Below are 15,234 nucleotides of genomic sequence, written 5' to 3'. Positions count from 1 at the left end.
GGCAAGCACGCCCGATGCCCGTGAACGTTGGTGATCACGGATTGCCCTGCGTATACCGGCACGCATTTCAGCGAGAATGGATGCTTCCGCCAATGCTCGATGCGTCCGCATGACTGATTCCGCCTTGTCCGCCCAGCCGTTTTTGCAAGCTCCGGCCCGCGCGCCGGAGGCTCCCGCTGCTGCACTGCCTTTTGCACTTGCGTATTCGCGCTATCTCCAGCGCCAAGCGCAAGCGCGCGAGGGCTGGGCCGAGCGCGTGCAGGCCGGCGCAGGGCAGCCGATTGACGTGGCGTGGCTGTCGGCGCGCTTTACCGAGCTGTTCGACACCAAGGCCGTGGAGGTCGAGACTGCGCTCAAGCGCGCCTTGCGCCTGCTGCGCAATGAAGTTTTCGGCACACTGGTTGAGCGTGATTTGTCCGGCGCCGCGACGCTCGATGAAGTCACGGGCACGATGACCGACCTGGCCGAGTTTGCAGTGCGCACGGCCATTTCCGTGATCGGCCAGGAACTGAGCGCGCTGCACGGCCAGCCGATCGCGCAATCCTCGGGCGAGGTGCAGGAACTGGTGGTGGTCGGCATGGGCAAGCTGGGCGGGCGCGAGTTGAACGTCTCGTCCGACATCGACCTGATTTTTCTCTACGACGATGACGGCGACACGCAGGGCGGCCCGCGCCCGCTTTCCAACCACGAATATTTCACGAAGCTTGGCCGGCGGCTGATCAACGCGCTGGCCGATGTGACGGAGGACGGCTACGTCTTTCGCGTCGACATGCGCCTGCGCCCGAACGGCGATGCGGGGCCGCTCGCGTGCAGCTTGGGCATGCTCGAGGAGTACTTCGTCGTGCAGGGCCGCGAGTGGGAGCGCTACGCCTGGATCAAGGGCCGCGTGATCACCGACCCGACCAGCCCGCATGCGGCCCGGGTCACTCAACAGTTGGAGCACGTGACGGGCCCGTTCGTCTTCCGGCGCTATCTCGATTACGGCGTGATCTCCGCCATTCGCGCGCTGCATGCGCAGATCCGCAACGAGGCCGCCAAGCGCAGCAATGGCGCCAACCAGCAGCGCGATAATGCGGGCCACCTGCAGGCGCGTTCGCCCAACATCAAGCTCGGGCGCGGCGGCATTCGCGAGATTGAATTCGTCGCGCAGGTGTTTCAGCTCATTCGCGGCGGGCAAGACTTCGGGCTGCGCGTGCGGCCCACGCTGGAGGTGCTGCGGGCGGCGTCAGAGCGCGGCCTGATCGATGCCGAAGCCGTGGCGCGGCTGACGGAGGCCTATCGCTTCCTGCGCCAGCTTGAACACCGCCTGCAGTACATCGAAGACGCGCAAACGCACAACCTGCCAGGCTCGCCGGAAGATCAGCTGCGCGTGGCACGCATGATGGGCTTTGACGATTATGTGGCGCTGGTCGCCAAGCTCGAGGCGTATCAAGACGAAGTCGCCCAGCATTTCGATCAGACCTTTTCCGACAAGCAGGACAGCCAGCCGCCGTGCGCCGCCGTCTGGCATGCGGACCTGCTCGACGATGAGCACACGGAGACCGCCCGCGCACAGCTCGCCGAACTCGGCTACGCAAATCCTGACAGCGTGCTGGAGCGGCTGCGCGCGACGCGCAATTCGCCGCGTTATCGCGCGTTGTCCGAAGTCAGTCGCCAGCGTTTTGACTTGCTGATCAACCGCGCGCTTGACCAGGCATCGCGGCAGACAGATGCCGATGTCACCATAGCGCGCTTTCTCGATTTCTTTGATGCGATCAGCCGGCGCTCGTCGTACCTGTCGCTGCTGAGCGAATATCCGCAGGCCATGGAGCGCGTGGCCCACACGCTGCATGCGTCGCGCTGGGCGGCGGACTATCTCACGCGCCATCCGCAACTGCTTGATGAGCTGCTCGACGTGGAAGCGCTGTCGGCCGAGCCCGATTGGCCCGCGTTCCGGGCGCGCGTGCGAGACCGTTTGCAGGCAGCGTCCGACCATGTCGAGATGCAGATGGACATCCTGCGCCAGGAGCACCATGCGGAAACCTTCCGGGTGTTGCTGCAGGACCTGCAAGGCATGCTGAGTGTCGAGCACATCAGCGACCGGCTTTCCGATCTGGCCGATGCCGTGCTGGACCTTACGCTTGAAACTGTCTGGCAGCAGGTTTCGACACGTCACCGCGAGGTGCCGCGCTTTGCCGTGGTTGCCTACGGGCGGCTCGGCGGCAAGGAACTCGGCTATGCGTCGGACCTCGACGTCATCTTCCTCTACGACGACGATGACGAACGCGCGCCCGATGTCTACGCGTCATTCGCGCGCAAGCTCATCACGTGGCTGACGAGCCATACCGCCGCAGGCATGCTGTTCGACGTCGATACGCGCTTGCGCCCGAACGGTGCCGCGGGTTTGATGGTCACGCACTTCGAAGCCTTCCGCCGTTATCAGATGCGCGAGGGCGACAACGCCGCGTGGGTGTGGGAGCACCAAGCGCTCACGCGTGCACGCTTCTGCGCGGGCGATACGGAAATCGGCGAGCGCTTCGAGGCGCTGCGCACCGCCGTATTGCGCCAGCAGCGCGAACCTGGCCCGCTGCGCGACGAGATCGTGGCGATGCGCGAGCGCGTGGCGGAAGGTCATGCGAATCCCACGGGGCTGTTTGATCTCAAGCACGATCGCGGAGGCATGGTCGATATCGAATTCACCGTGCAATTCCTGGTGCTTCTGCATAGCGCGGCGCATGCCGAGCTGACCCTCAACAAGGGAAACATCGCGCTACTGCGCATGGCTGGCGAACTCGGGTTGATTGACGCGACAGCAGCCGCGCAAGTGGCCGATGCCTATCGGGACTTCCGCGCGCGCCAGCACAAGTTGCGACTCGACGGGCAATCCGTTGCCCGCGTACCGGTCGACACTTGCGCGCGCGAGGCCGCTCACGTACGGGCGTTATGGGAGCAAGTGTTTGGGCCCGCGCAATGAGGGTGCATCGGCAAACGCTGCACACGTGGGGCGCGTGCGCCGGCGTGGCCGCGCTGTCGGCGGCGTTCTCGTTCGTGCCATGGCTGTATGCGGTCGGGCTGTATCAACGCCAGGCCGTGCGCGCAGGGCAGTGGTGGCGGCTCGTGACCGCCATGTGGGTGCATCTGGACCAATGGCATTGGTTGGCGGATGCGATGGCAGCGGCAGGGCTCATCTTGCTGCTCGCGCGCGTGTTGCGGCCGCATGTCATCGTTGGAGCGCTAGTGGCGTGCGGGGTGCTTGTGCAGATCGCACTGCTCAATCAGCCGACGGTGCAGTGGTACGGCGGGCTCTCCGGCGCGCTGCATGGCCTGGCGGCATGGGGCGGGCTGCGGCTGCTGAAGCCGTCCACGGACGGTGCCGAGGATCGCTTCTCACGCTGGATTGGCGTGGCGCTGTGCGCGGGCGTGCTGGTGAAGGTGTGGCTCGAACAGTCGTGGCTGTCGCCCATCGCCTATGACCCGCACTGGGGGTTTGGCGTGGTGCGTATCGCCCATGCCTTTGGCGCGGCCAGCGGGTTGCTGGTTTGGGTGTTGGGGGAGTGGCGCCATCGCAACAATCGGCTGCGTAGGTAAGCAGCGGAAAGCCCGACGGGACAAAGCGGGAGTGGGAAAAAGGCCCGCGCCCAATCAAGGCGCGGGCCGAAAGTACCGATAGGCTTACTTCACGCGACGCCGACGGCCGGCCAAGCCGGCGGCCAGCAGCAATACTGCGCCGCCCAGGCCGATAGCGCCGCCACCACCGCCGCCACCGCTGGACGTGGCCGTCGCAGGCGGGGTGGTGGTGCCGGTGCTCGCTGCTGCTGCAGTGACTGTCACGTTGGCGGTATCGGTGGCGGTCGCGCCGGTGTTACTCATCAGCGTTACCTTGAAGGCGTAGGTGCCCTCGGCCGATGGCGTGAAGGTAGCGGTGTAATTGCCGTTGCTATCGGGGCCGGCAGTGGTGAGGCTGACGGACGGCCCAGAAGTTTGCGCCCACTGCACGCTCGTAATGGTATTGACGAGGCCTGCATTGCCGGTTGCTGTGAGCGTGACCGCGTTGTTTGCGACCACTGTGCTTGCCGACGTCGATGCGTGCACAGTCGGATTGCCCTTCGCCAGCGCAACGGCGGCACCCGCATCCAGCATGCCGGCGCCGCAGACGCCCGTATGCGTCGCGCAGTATGTGCCCGCCGGGAATGGGCGAGCCGACTGCTGGAGGACGGTGGCAATCTGATCAGGCGTGAGCGAGCTGTTGACCGACAGCATCAGCGCGGCGACGCCCGCCACATGTGGGGTGGCCATCGAGGTGCCGCCTTCAGCGGTGTAACTGTCTGTGGTGGCCGTGGTCGTGCCCATGTTCGTCACCGACGCAACCAGTGCCCCCAGACCGCTGACCGTCGAACCGTTGCCACCGCCGGGCGCACTCAGCGTCGTGCCTGTGCCGACGTTCGCATAACTGGCCCTGTCACCTTCGAAGGTATGCGCCGTGACAGCAATGGTCCCCGTGCAGTTGGCGGGAGTACCAATGGTCGTCGTGTTGCCTTCATTGCCAGTTGCCACCACGATGGCAGCGCCGCGGGCACGTGCGGCCGAGATGGCGTTTTGCGTGGGGGTATCGCAACTGCCGACGCCGCCCAGGCTCATGTTGACGACCTTGGCGGGGGCCGTATTGACCGTGCTGACGCCGGTAACGGTGCCGCCAGTTGCCCACGTCAGTGCATCGATGATGTCAGAGCTTGAACCGCCGCATTTGCCGAGCACGCGTGCCATCAACAGGCTGACGCCCGGGGCGATGCCGGCGACGCCTATGCTGTTGTGTTGCGCGACGAGCTGCCCGGTGACAAAGGTGCCGTGCCAGGAACTGTCGGACGTCGCGAGGCCGCCGCAGATTGTCGGATAGGTGGTGATATCCGTGCTGGTGACCCAGTCGCCCGGATCGGTCGGGTCGCTGCTGCGGCCGGCGCCGCCTTTGTTACTCACAACGGGGTTGGTGATGAAGTCGTAACCCTGGTTGATGTGCGCCCCAGACAAGTCGGGGTGACCGGGAAGAATGCCGGTATCCAGCACAGCAACGCTGACGCTGCTCGAACCTTTGGTCGTGTCCCAAGCGGTGGTCACGTTAGCGCCACCCACCGTTGTCGCCCCATTGGCGGGCACAATGCTACCGACCGTGACGACGTTGTTGACGGTGCCGGTCGTGGGGAGCAGGTTCCATTGGTATTGGAACAACGGATCGGACGGCGTGGAAGCCGCATGCCAGATCCGGTCTGGAGACACATATTCAAATTGGCCGCTGGCTTCCATGCGCTGGGCCACGGCCTGTGCGTCTGCTACCGACATGGTTTGCGGCAACGTGACCACATGAGCCCCGCCCGACATTGCGCGCTTGTACGTCATCGGCAACTGTGCAGCGGCCGACCAGCGTTGCACTGTCGCAACGTTCACGCGCGTTGCCGTCTCCGCGGATTGCAACTGGGATGTGCCGCCGCCGCTCTTTTCCTTGACGATCAACTGCGATACCCACTGCATTTGGGCGCCAACGTTTGCCGGTTGACCTACGGCGAACGCCGGGACAGCGTGATACGAGACCAGTCCGAGCGCGACGAGTGCGCGGACAATACCCCCCTGGGCAATCAATTTCATGTAATGAACCTGTTGTTGTAGAAAACGGAGGCGCAATTATCACAAGAATTGCGCGTTTCCCACCTTAAACAGGCTAACTGCGTTGTTTAGTAATTTTTATATCTGGCTGAAATCACACGTGCGGTACGTCAGTTGGCATAACCAGCCAGGAGGCGTGTACCGCGCAGCGTTGCACGCGAAAAGCGGAGGCGCCTTTTGGGAGGTGCGTACGCTTAATGCGCCTTCAGGCGACGGCGACCGCCAGCGATGCCAGCCGCCAACAGCAGCGCTGCGCCGACCAGCGGGATGGCCCCGCCGCCTCCGCCACCACCGCCGCTCGTACCCCCGGTCGATCCGCCCGACCCCGTGCCACTGCCCGCGCCTGCAGGGGCTGTGTTCTGGGCATAACTGACGGCACCGGCGGTATCCAGCAGGCCAGCGCCGCAGATGCCGGTGTTCACAGCGCAGAACGTGCCGCTCGGGTGCGGCCGCGCGGTCTGCTTCAGGCCAGCCAATACTTGCGCATTCGACAACTGTGGCTGCACGCTCAGCATGAGCGCGATGGTGGCGGCTGTTTCAGGTGTCGAAAAGCTCGTACCCGCCACCGATTTGACCGTGGGGTTGCCGACAGTCTGTGCACCATCGTTGGAGTCGGCCTGGATAACGGACACGGGCTCCGCACAAGTCGCCGGAGTCGTACTCGTCACGACCTTCGAGTTGCCGCAGCCCCCCCCTGGCGCGGACAACGCCACCTGCGGCCCCACGTTTGCGTAGCTGGCGTTCTCGCCGCTGTCGACGTGCGCGGTGACGGCGATGGCGCCAGCGCAATTGGCCGGTGCATCAACGGTCTGCGCGGCTTCATTGCCGGCGGCCGCCACCACGATGGCGCCGCGTGCGGCCAACTGATTCACCGCGTCCTGTTCTGCCGCAGAGCACTGCGTGGTGCTGCCCAGGCTCACGTTCACCACCCGTGCCGGGTTGGCGTTGGTCGGCACGCCAGATACGTTGATGCCGCCCGCCCACAACATGCCGTCTACCGTGTCGGACAGCAGCGCGCCGCATTTGCCCGACACGCGTACCGGCACGATCGGCGTGTTCCAGCCGACCCCTGCGATATCGACGGTGTTGTTTGTCTGGGCGGCGAGCACGCTGCTGACCTCAGTGCCGTGCCAGCTGCTATTGGCGATATCGCTGCTGGTGCAGCCCGAAATGTTTGCGACATCCGTGCTCGTTACGCCATCGCCTAGGTCATGCGCGTCCGTGCCGCGCCCGAAGGTGTTACCGGCGCGCGCCGGGTCCGAAATGAAGTTGTAGCCCGGCAGGATCTTGGCTGACAGGTCGGGATGATCGGTATAGCCGGTATCGACCACTGCCACCACGATGCCCGTTGAGCCCTGCGTGATGCTCCACGCCGCAGCCGCGTTAATACCGCCGGGCACGAGCGCCGGCGCGGCCAGGTTGTTCTGCGTGGCGAACAGCGGATCGTTCGGAATGGTGTTAGGCCGCAGGATGCGATCAGGCACCACATAGGCCACGCGGGCATCCTGCGCGATCTTGTTGACGGTGGCCTGGATGCTGGCGGCATCGGTCAGCCCTGTGCGCATGAGCTGCGCGTTGGTGCCCAGCGTGCGCTTGACCTGCAGCGTGCTGCCCGCCGCTTGCGCTACCGACAGCAACCGGTTGTTCGCCTCGCTGGCGGAGAGCGTCTTGCGCGTGCCGCTCGTGTCGTCGCGCCATTTGATGATCAGGTCACCGGTGTATTGCGGCGGCGGCGCGGCAGCTGTAGCGACCTGGCTGCCCATCACCCAGGCAAGACAGGCAAGGCCGGCGCCCGCGCGGAGCCAAGACTTCAACCGGAAGAGGGAGGGGGTCATCAGCGGGTGCTCCGTGGGGTCTCGTTGTAATGAGAAACGTCGTCAGGATGTGATCGTTGACATACCGTTACACAAAACCAAAGGTAGCACGCGACTTGTCCGCTTGGTGTGGCGGCGATGGCCGATCACGTTTGCGAGGGGAAAAAGGCCGGTTGTGAGTTGCTGCTGAAGCAGAATGCGGGCCTGGCGACGGAACGTGGAGCAGGAAACCGGACGCCACGCGGCGCCCGATCTTTCACAGTGTGGAGCGGTGTCGCGGTGGTTCAGCGTTGGATTTTCATGATGCGATCCGGGTCGGCCGAGGCGATGCCGGGCGTGCCGCGCAACGCCGTCACTGCGCCATCCAGCGTGGCCGATGCATCGCCCGAGCTAGCGCGCACCACCCAGAACCCGCCCGACATCGGACGTACCACCGCAAAGGCCAGGCGCGGCGTTGCGCGTGCACCGGCAGCATCCAGCACGCCTTGCACGGTGGAGGACGACGTGGTCGGCGTGCTTAGGCCAATGATGACGTCGCCCAGATTGTGTGCAGCCGACACGGAAGCTGGAGGCTGGGTGTTGGCCGAGGTCGGGTCCATGGCAGGCGGTTTTCCTGGGTCAATGGCCGGAACGGACTTGCACGCGGTCAGCAGGCACAGGCCGAGCGCTATCGCCAGCGCAGGCTTGGCGGACGACAGCAGGGATCGAGGGCGGGCAGCCGGTTGGATCGTGCGGGCCATGCGGGCCATGAAGTTCTCCTTGGATTCGGTAGAGGATGTTTGTCGCGTGTGCAGCCGGAACCTTCGTGCCAACCCTGGCAGCAATGGTTCCGGTATAGGCGATCACTGTGCCGCGCGGCGGGATTTCCGCGCTGCGGATTCCGGTGCCGATTGCGCACGGCCCGCGGCGAGCATCTCGTCTGCGTGGCGCCGCGTGGTGTCAGTGAGCGACGCGCCACCCAGCATGCGGGCGATCTCGTCCACGCGGGCCGTGGCGTCCAGCACCACGAGGTCGGACCGCGTGCTGCCGGCCACCGTCTGCTTGGCGACCTGAATGTGGTGATTGGCGAGCGCGGCCACTTGCGGCAGGTGAGTGACGCACAGCACTTGGCGGCGTATGCCCAGTTCGCGCAGGCGCCGGCCCACGACTTCCGCAACCGCACCGCCAATGCCGGAATCCACTTCGTCGAAGATGAGCGTGGGCGTCGGGCTGGCCTCGCTGGCAATCACCGAGATGGCCAGGCTGATCCGCGCCAGCTCGCCACCCGAGGCGACTTTCGCCAAAGGCCGCGGCGAAACGCCCGCATGCCCGGCGACGAGGAATTCGACTTGCTCCAGCCCCGCAGCGCCGCCGTGTTCCAGCGCGTGCAGCGCGATGTCGAAGCGCCCGCCGGCCATCGAGAGGCCTTGCATGGCGCCGGTCACCGCGTCGGCCAGCTCGCGCGCGGCCTTGGCGCGGTCGCGCGACAGCGATTGCGCGACCGTCATATACGCGGCGTGGGTTTGCGCTTCCTGGGCCTGCAGCGCATCAAGATCGGATGCAGCTTGCAGCGCGGCGAGTTGCGCCTGCCGTTCAGCCAGTTCAGCGGGCAGCGTTTCGGGGGCGACGCGGTATTTGCGCGCCATGGTGTGCAGCGCTTGCATGCGCGCGTCGACTTCGGCCAGTCGGTCCGGGTCCAGCTCCGCGCGATCGGCATAGCGGGCAAGCGTGTGCACGGCTTCCTGGATCTGCACCTCGGCCGGTTCCAGCGCGGCCAGCACATCAGCCAGCGCGGGGTCGATCTCGGCCAGTTCACGCAGCGTATGGAGCGTCGCGCCCAGCTGCGTAAGCACCGCGCCTTCCGATTCGGACAAACCATCCAGCGCCGCGCGCGTGCCTTCGATCAGGCTGGCGGCGTGCGACAGGCGGTGGTGCTCGGCCTGCACGTCTTCCCACTCACCCGGCTGGGGGCCAAGCTTCTGCAATTCGTTGACCTGCCATTCAATGCGCTCGCGTTCGAGCTGGACTTCGCGCGACTGCTGCTCGGCGGCTTCGCGCGCGCGCACCACGGCGTGCCATTCCCGGTAGCGTTCGCCGACCACGCGCACGGCACCTTCAAGGCCCGCGTGGGCGTCGAGCAGGCTGCGCTGCGCATCCGCCTTGAGCAGCAGTTGATGCGCGTGCTGGCCGTGGATGTCGACCAGTTGCTCACCCACTTCGCGCAGCTGCGCCAGCGTGACGGCCGCGCCGTTGATGAAGGCTTTGCTGCGACCTGCGGCATCGACCGTGCGGCGCAGCAGAATCACGCCTTCGTCGTCGTGCAGTTCATGCGCCTCGAGCCATGCGGCCACATGCGGATGCACGTCGAACTCGGCGGTGATGTCGGCACGTGGCGCGCCTTCGCGCACGACGGCGGCATCGGCGCGCTCGCCCAACGTGAGTGCAAGCGCATCGATCAGGATGGATTTGCCCGCGCCGGTCTCGCCCGTAAACACGGTAAAACCGTCGGCCAGATCGAGATCCAGCGCGTGAACGATGACGAAATCGCGGATGGTGAGGCTGCGCAGCATGTAAGAGGTGTTAGAGCCGGTTGTCTTCGGTCGGGTACTCGTGCCAGTGCAACTTCTTACGCAGCGTGGCGTAGTAGTTGTACCCGATCGGGTGCAGCAGCCGCACCGTGCGTTCCGAGCGGCGCACCACGATGCGGTCACCGGGTAGCAAGGACGTGAGCGACTGCATGTCGAAGTTGACGCTGGCATCGCGCCCGCTGGTGACCTGAATGACCACCTCCGCGTCTTGCGGAATGACGATCGGCCGGTTCGACAGCGAGTGCGGTGCGATAGGCACCAGAACCAGACCCGAGAGCGCCGGATGCAGGATCGGCCCGCCCGCGGACAGTGCATACGCCGTCGAGCCCGTGGGCGTGGAAACGATCAAGCCGTCCGAACGCTGGTTGTACATGAAGAAGCCGTCGACGGACACGGCCAGTTCCACCATGCCCGAGGTGCCCGAGCGGTTGACCACCACGTCGTTGAAGGCGAGGGCGGAGAAGATGACCTCGTCGTCGCGCACGACCTGGGCCTGCAGCAGCGTGCGGGTTTCGGCCTCGTAGCGGCCCGACAACATGTCGGGCAGCACGGTGTGCACGTCGTCGAACGGGATGTCGGTCATGAAGCCGAGCCGCCCGTGGTTGACGCCGATCACGGGGACGCTGGCACCGGCCAGGTGGCGCCCGATGCCGAGCAGCGTGCCGTCGCCGCCGAGCACGACGGCCACGTCGGCGTGGCGCGCCATCTCTTCGGGCGGCAGGGCAGGGTAATCCTGGACGCCGATGTTGAGCGCCGTGTCTCGCTCGAACACAATGTCATGCCCGCGCGCGGCAATGCACGACGCCAGTTCCATGAGCGGGCCGGCAATGTTGGCGGCCGAATACCGGCCGACCAGCGCAACGGTCTTGAAAGGCGAAACAGGCGAAGACGAGGCGGCGGGAGCTTGCGGGGCCACGGCGGACGGGGGAATCGACATGCGCGCATTACACCATATCGATATGACCGTCGCCACGTCAGCGCGTGTTTAGTGGAGAAACGCCGACATCACCCGTAGACGGGCGCCGATTTTGCGTAAAATTGAAAAATCATGGACAAGCGCGCCACCATCCTCCTCAAGACCCTGATCGAACGGTATATCGCCGAGGGCCAGCCTGTGGGCTCGCGCACCTTGTCGAAGTATTCTGGGCTCGACCTGTCGCCGGCCACCATCCGCAATGTGATGTCCGACCTGGAGGAGATGGGCTTCATCGCCAGTCCGCACACCTCGGCCGGGCGCGTGCCGACGCCGCGTGGCTACCGCCTCTTTGTCGATACGATGCTGACGGCCAGCCCGCTGGATGTGCTGAGCACGCACGACCGCATGGCGCAGCAGATGGTCGGCGCGATTGCAGAGCAGGTGCGCACGCAACTGGCGTCGCATGGCTCGGAATCGTCGCAGCGGGTGATTGCGGCGGCGGCGCAAACCTTGTCCAACCTCTCGCAGTTTGCCGGCATCGTGATGACGCCGCGACGCACGCATGCGTTCCGTCAGATCGAATTTCTGAGGCTGTCAGAGTCCCGCATCCTGCTGATCGTCGTCACGCCCGAAGGCGACGTGCAGAACCGCATCATCCATACCGATACGCCCTACACCCCGTCACAGCTGGTGGAAGCGGCCAATTACATCAACGCGCATTACGGCGGCCAGACGTTCGACGCGGTGCGCGAAAGCCTGCGCGGCGAGTTGTCTGCGCTGCAGGCCGACATGACCGCGCTGATGCAGGCGGCCGTGGAGGCGGGCAGCAGCGCGGCGTCGGAGGAAGAGCCGGTCGTCATCTCGGGCGAGCGCAAGCTGCTGGAGGTGGAAGACCTGTCTTCGTCCATGGACAAGCTGCGCCGGCTCTTTGCGGTGTTTGAGCAGAAGACTGGCCTGCTGCAACTGCTGGACGTATCGAGCCGTGCCGAGGGCGTGCAGATCTTCATCGGCGGCGAAAGCAGCCTTGTGCCGCACGAAGACATGGCCGTCATCACCGCGCCGTACGAGGTGGACGGCAAGATCGTTGGCACGCTGGGCGTGATCGGGCCGATGCGCATGGCGTATGAGCGCGTGATCCCGATCGTGGATATCACAGCCAAGCTGCTATCCAGCACACTCAGCCAGTACTGAAACAACGCCGCCAGTGGCGGGCGGAGTTGCCCGCCAATGTCTCAGGCTGAAAACTGCTCGAACGCCGCCAGCGCATGCGTGGCGTACATCATCGAAGGGCCGCCTCCCATATAGACGGCTGTTCCCAACACCTCTTCGAGTTCGGCGCGGGTTGTGCCAAGTTTGACCAACGCTTGGACATGGAAGCCGATGCAGTCGTCGCAGCGGCTGGCGATGGCGATTCCTAGCGCCACCAGCTCTCGGGTCTTTTTGCTCAGTGCGCCATCTTTTGTGCCGGCTGCCGCCAGTTGGCTGAATGCCGTCATCAACTCCGGCTGCGATTCGCGCAAGCTGCGCATGTGCGCAGACACATCTTTGACCACGCTTTTGAATTCGGGCATGCCGCTCATGACAGTGCTCTCCTGGGACGGGTGTGGAGTGAGGTAGCGGGCTGGGCATATCGCATAAGCCGCCGCGCATCCTTTTCGAGCATTCTCGTCCGCGCCCCGGAGCGAGGTCATGATGTAGCGCAACGAGGCGCTCAGAAGCTCCCTGTGAATTGATACCGCCCGCCCGGGTGCCACATGGTTGCCACCGAGGCGACCTGGCCCTGCGACAGCGTCTTCCGCCGCAGCATCAGGCAGGGCTCGCGCACATCCATGTGCAGCATTTCGGCGATCTCGCGCGGAGGCAGGCGGGCCTCGATGCCGTAATCCACACCCTGCAATGGGGCGGCACGCATCAGGTAGGCGTTTGGCGTGGTCTGTGTGAAGTCCTGCTCCATGTATTCAGGCGCCAACGCGGCGTTCACCCAACGGTCTTCCACCTGGATCGGCAGGTCATTTTCGAAATGCACGATCAGTGAATGGAAGAGCACGCGGCCCGTCGGCACGCCAAACGAAGCCGCCATCGCTTCGTTGGCACGGGCACGCTCCAACTTGTGCAGTTCGGCGCGGTGCCTGTGGCCGCGCGTTGCGATTTCCTCGGCGATGTTGCGGATGGCCACCAGCGTTGCCTGGAACTTCTGCTGCGCGACGAACGTTCCCAGGCCCTGCACACGCGTGAGGATCTGCTCGGCGGTCAACTCGCGCAGGGCGCGATTGACCGTCATGCGTGACACGCCAAACGTCTGCGCGAGCGTGGTCTCCCCCGGGATCATTTCGCCTTCTTGCCACTCGCCGCTGCGGATGCGCATGAGGATGTCTTCCTTGATGCGCTGGAAGGCGGGCGTGCTGGCGGACGGGTCGTGTGACATGGACGTGGCTTGCGGCGCGGTTTGGGCGGCCGATGTGATGGGCGGATGGCGGTCATCATCAGGGTTTGCTCTTAGCTTGTAAAGTTTTCTTGCCTAAGTTGTATATACAACATAAGATGCGCTCCATGACAAAGGAGTTCGCAGGAGACCTCACATGAATGCCCCGACCAACGCTGCCCACCTGACCAACGATCCGCGCTACGACGCCTCGCGTGAAATCCGCGCCCCCCGCGGCACTGAGCTGCATTGCAAGAGCTGGCTGACCGAAGCGGCTTACCGCATGCTCCAGAACAACCTCGACCCCGACGTGGCCGAAAACCCCAAGCACCTCGTCGTCTATGGCGGGATTGGCCGTGCCGCACGTGACTGGGCCTGCTTCGACAAGATCCTGGAAACGCTGCGCGAGCTGAACGATGACGAATCGCTGCTCGTGCAATCGGGCAAGCCGGTGGGCGTTTTCAAGACCCACCCGGATGCACCGCGCGTCTTGATCGCCAACTCCAATCTCGTGCCCAAGTGGGCGAACTGGGAACACTTCAACGAGCTGGATCGCAAGGGCCTGTTCATGTACGGCCAGATGACCGCTGGTAGCTGGATCTACATCGGCAGCCAAGGCATCGTGCAAGGCACGTACGAGACGTTTGCCGAGGCCGGTCGTCAACATTACGACGGCAAGCTGGCTGGCAAGTGGATCCTGACCGCCGGCCTGGGCGGCATGGGCGGCGCACAGCCGCTGGCCGCCACGCTGGCCGGTGCCGTGTCGTTGAACATCGAATGCCAGCAATCGAGCATCGATTTCCGCCTGCGTACGCGCTACCTGGACAAACAAGCCAAGGACATCGACGACGCATTCAATCTGATTCGCCACCATTGCGAGCGCGGCGAGGCCGTGTCCATCGGCCTGCTCGGCAATGCGGCGGAAATCCTGCCGGAGCTGGTCAAGCGTGCCCGCGCTGGCGGCTTGAAGCCGGATCTGGTGACTGACCAGACCTCGGCGCATGATCTGGTCAACGGCTACCTGCCGGTCGGCTGGACGGTCGAGCAATGGCGTGCTGCGCAACGCGATCCGTCGCAGCACGCCCGCCTGACCGATGAGGCCGCGAAGTCGTGCGCCGTGCACGTGCAGGCCATGCTCGACTTCCAGGCCATGGGCATCCCGACCGTCGACTACGGCAACAACATCCGCCAGGTCGCGTTCGACCAGGGCGTGAAGAAAGCCTTCGACTTCCCGGGCTTCGTGCCGGCCTACATTCGTCCGCTGTTCTGCGAGGGCAAGGGACCGTTCCGCTGGGTGGCGCTGTCCGGCGACCCGGAAGACATCTACAAGACCGACGCGAAGATCAAGGAACTCTTCCCGCACAACACGCACGTGCACCGCTGGCTCGACATGGCGCGTGACCGCATCGCCTTCCAGGGCCTGCCCGCCCGCATCTGCTGGCTCGGCCTGGGTGAGCGTCACCTGGCTGGCCTGGCCTTCAATGAGATGGTCAAGAACGGCGAACTGAAGGCGCCCGTCGTGATCGGCCGCGATCACCTCGACACCGGCTCCGTGGCGAGCCCCAACCGCGAAACCGAAGCCATGCGCGACGGCACCGACGCCGTGTCGGACTGGCCGCTGCTCAACGCGCTGCTGAACACAGCCGGCGGTGCGACGTGGGTGTCGCTGCACCACGGCGGCGGTGTCGGCATGGGCTATTCGCAGCATTCGGGCGTGGTGATCGTCGCCGACGGGACGGACGCTGCGGCAAAGCGTCTGGGCCGTGTGCTCGTCAACGATTCGGGCTCCGGCGTCATGCGCCATGCCGATGCCGGCTACGAAACCGCCATTGCCTGCGCCAAGCGCAACGGTTTGAATCTGCCGATGATCGGCTAAGTTAA

Annotated in this window: 11 protein-coding genes; 4 read left to right on the top strand and 7 right to left on the bottom strand. The window is 65.0% G+C overall.

The window, feature by feature from the left end; translation table 11 throughout:
- The first annotated feature begins 109 nt into the window (after positions 1-109).
- Together glnE and rrtA are read left to right on the top strand one after the other, a co-directional pair.
- Positions 110-2,953, top strand: coding sequence for a bifunctional [glutamate--ammonia ligase]-adenylyl-L-tyrosine phosphorylase/[glutamate--ammonia-ligase] adenylyltransferase (gene glnE / locus NKG59_RS16715; protein WP_253538920.1), 2,844 nt, complete (start codon positions 110-112; stop codon positions 2,951-2,953).
- Complete coding sequence (gene rrtA / locus NKG59_RS16710) at positions 2,950-3,567, top strand: rhombosortase (protein WP_253538917.1); 618 nt, start codon at positions 2,950-2,952, stop codon at positions 3,565-3,567. Before glnE ends, rrtA begins: the two co-directional genes overlap by 4 nt.
- 84 nt (positions 3,568-3,651) lie before the next feature.
- On the opposite strand, the gene NKG59_RS16705 is transcribed toward rrtA, so the two are convergent.
- From NKG59_RS16705 to NKG59_RS16685, 5 genes are all read right to left on the bottom strand, one after another.
- Positions 3,652-5,616: a S8 family peptidase gene (locus NKG59_RS16705; RefSeq protein ID WP_253538915.1), complete on the bottom strand. Its 1,965-nt coding sequence runs from the start codon at positions 5,614-5,616 to the stop codon at positions 3,652-3,654.
- A 212-nt stretch (positions 5,617-5,828) separates the two neighbouring features.
- The gene (locus NKG59_RS16700) at positions 5,829-7,469 is read right to left on the bottom strand and encodes a S8 family peptidase (protein ID WP_253538913.1); all 1,641 of its coding nucleotides are present in this window, start codon (positions 7,467-7,469) and stop codon (positions 5,829-5,831) included.
- Positions 7,470-7,732: 263 nt separating this feature from the next.
- Positions 7,733-8,197, bottom strand: coding sequence for a hypothetical protein (locus tag NKG59_RS16695; protein WP_253538909.1), 465 nt, complete (start codon positions 8,195-8,197; stop codon positions 7,733-7,735).
- 93 nt (positions 8,198-8,290) lie between these two features.
- Positions 8,291-9,997, bottom strand: a complete 1,707-nt coding sequence (recN, locus tag NKG59_RS16690) for a DNA repair protein RecN (RefSeq protein WP_045202647.1) — start codon at positions 9,995-9,997, stop codon at positions 8,291-8,293.
- Positions 9,998-10,007: 10 nt separating this feature from the next.
- Positions 10,008-10,952, bottom strand: a complete 945-nt coding sequence (locus NKG59_RS16685) for an NAD kinase (RefSeq protein ID WP_045202648.1) — start codon at positions 10,950-10,952, stop codon at positions 10,008-10,010.
- A 111-nt stretch (positions 10,953-11,063) separates the two neighbouring features.
- On the opposite strand from NKG59_RS16685, the gene hrcA reads away from it, so the two are divergent.
- On the top strand, positions 11,064-12,122 hold the full coding sequence (gene hrcA / locus NKG59_RS16680; RefSeq protein WP_045202649.1) for a heat-inducible transcriptional repressor HrcA: 1,059 nt from the start codon (positions 11,064-11,066) through the stop codon (positions 12,120-12,122).
- 41 nt (positions 12,123-12,163) lie between these two features.
- Here hrcA and NKG59_RS16675 read toward each other — a convergent pair whose 3' ends face one another.
- A complete protein-coding gene (locus NKG59_RS16675) occupies positions 12,164-12,511 on the bottom strand; it encodes a carboxymuconolactone decarboxylase family protein (protein WP_024974825.1) in 348 nt (115 codons plus the stop codon).
- A 131-nt stretch (positions 12,512-12,642) separates the two neighbouring features.
- Entirely contained in the window at positions 12,643-13,356 is a 714-nt protein-coding gene (gene hutC, locus NKG59_RS16670) for a histidine utilization repressor (protein WP_253538906.1), read from the bottom strand.
- Positions 13,357-13,510: 154 nt separating this feature from the next.
- Between hutC and hutU the strand changes: the two genes are divergently transcribed.
- The gene (gene hutU / locus NKG59_RS16665; protein ID WP_253538903.1) at positions 13,511-15,229 is read left to right on the top strand and encodes a urocanate hydratase; all 1,719 of its coding nucleotides are present in this window, start codon (positions 13,511-13,513) and stop codon (positions 15,227-15,229) included.
- Positions 15,230-15,234 lie beyond the last annotated feature (5 nt).

The organism is Ralstonia chuxiongensis (assembly GCF_024158925.1).
Taxonomy (GTDB): Bacteria; Pseudomonadota; Gammaproteobacteria; order Burkholderiales; family Burkholderiaceae; genus Ralstonia; species Ralstonia chuxiongensis.
The sequence above is the reverse complement of the archived record's forward strand: the minus strand, read 5'-3'. Positions and strand labels throughout refer to the sequence as shown.

What these genes read in the sequence shown, in the direction of transcription:
- glnE (WP_253538920.1), top strand. Translation starts at nt 110, where the DNA reads ATGACTGATTCCGCCTTGTCCGCCCAGCCGTTTTTGCAAGCTCCGGCC.
- rrtA (WP_253538917.1), top strand. Translation starts at nt 2,950, where the DNA reads ATGAGGGTGCATCGGCAAACGCTGCACACGTGGGGCGCGTGCGCCGGC.
- NKG59_RS16705 (WP_253538915.1), bottom strand. Translation starts at nt 5,616, where the DNA reads ATGAAATTGATTGCCCAGGGGGGTATTGTCCGCGCACTCGTCGCGCTC.
- NKG59_RS16700 (WP_253538913.1), bottom strand. Translation starts at nt 7,469, where the DNA reads ATGACCCCCTCCCTCTTCCGGTTGAAGTCTTGGCTCCGCGCGGGCGCC.
- NKG59_RS16695 (WP_253538909.1), bottom strand. Translation starts at nt 8,197, where the DNA reads ATGGCCCGCATGGCCCGCACGATCCAACCGGCTGCCCGCCCTCGATCC.
- recN (WP_045202647.1), bottom strand. Translation starts at nt 9,997, where the DNA reads ATGCTGCGCAGCCTCACCATCCGCGATTTCGTCATCGTTCACGCGCTG.
- NKG59_RS16685 (WP_045202648.1), bottom strand. Translation starts at nt 10,952, where the DNA reads ATGTCGATTCCCCCGTCCGCCGTGGCCCCGCAAGCTCCCGCCGCCTCG.
- hrcA (WP_045202649.1), top strand. Translation starts at nt 11,064, where the DNA reads ATGGACAAGCGCGCCACCATCCTCCTCAAGACCCTGATCGAACGGTAT.
- NKG59_RS16675 (WP_024974825.1), bottom strand. Translation starts at nt 12,511, where the DNA reads ATGAGCGGCATGCCCGAATTCAAAAGCGTGGTCAAAGATGTGTCTGCG.
- hutC (WP_253538906.1), bottom strand. Translation starts at nt 13,356, where the DNA reads ATGTCACACGACCCGTCCGCCAGCACGCCCGCCTTCCAGCGCATCAAG.
- hutU (WP_253538903.1), top strand. Translation starts at nt 13,511, where the DNA reads ATGAATGCCCCGACCAACGCTGCCCACCTGACCAACGATCCGCGCTAC.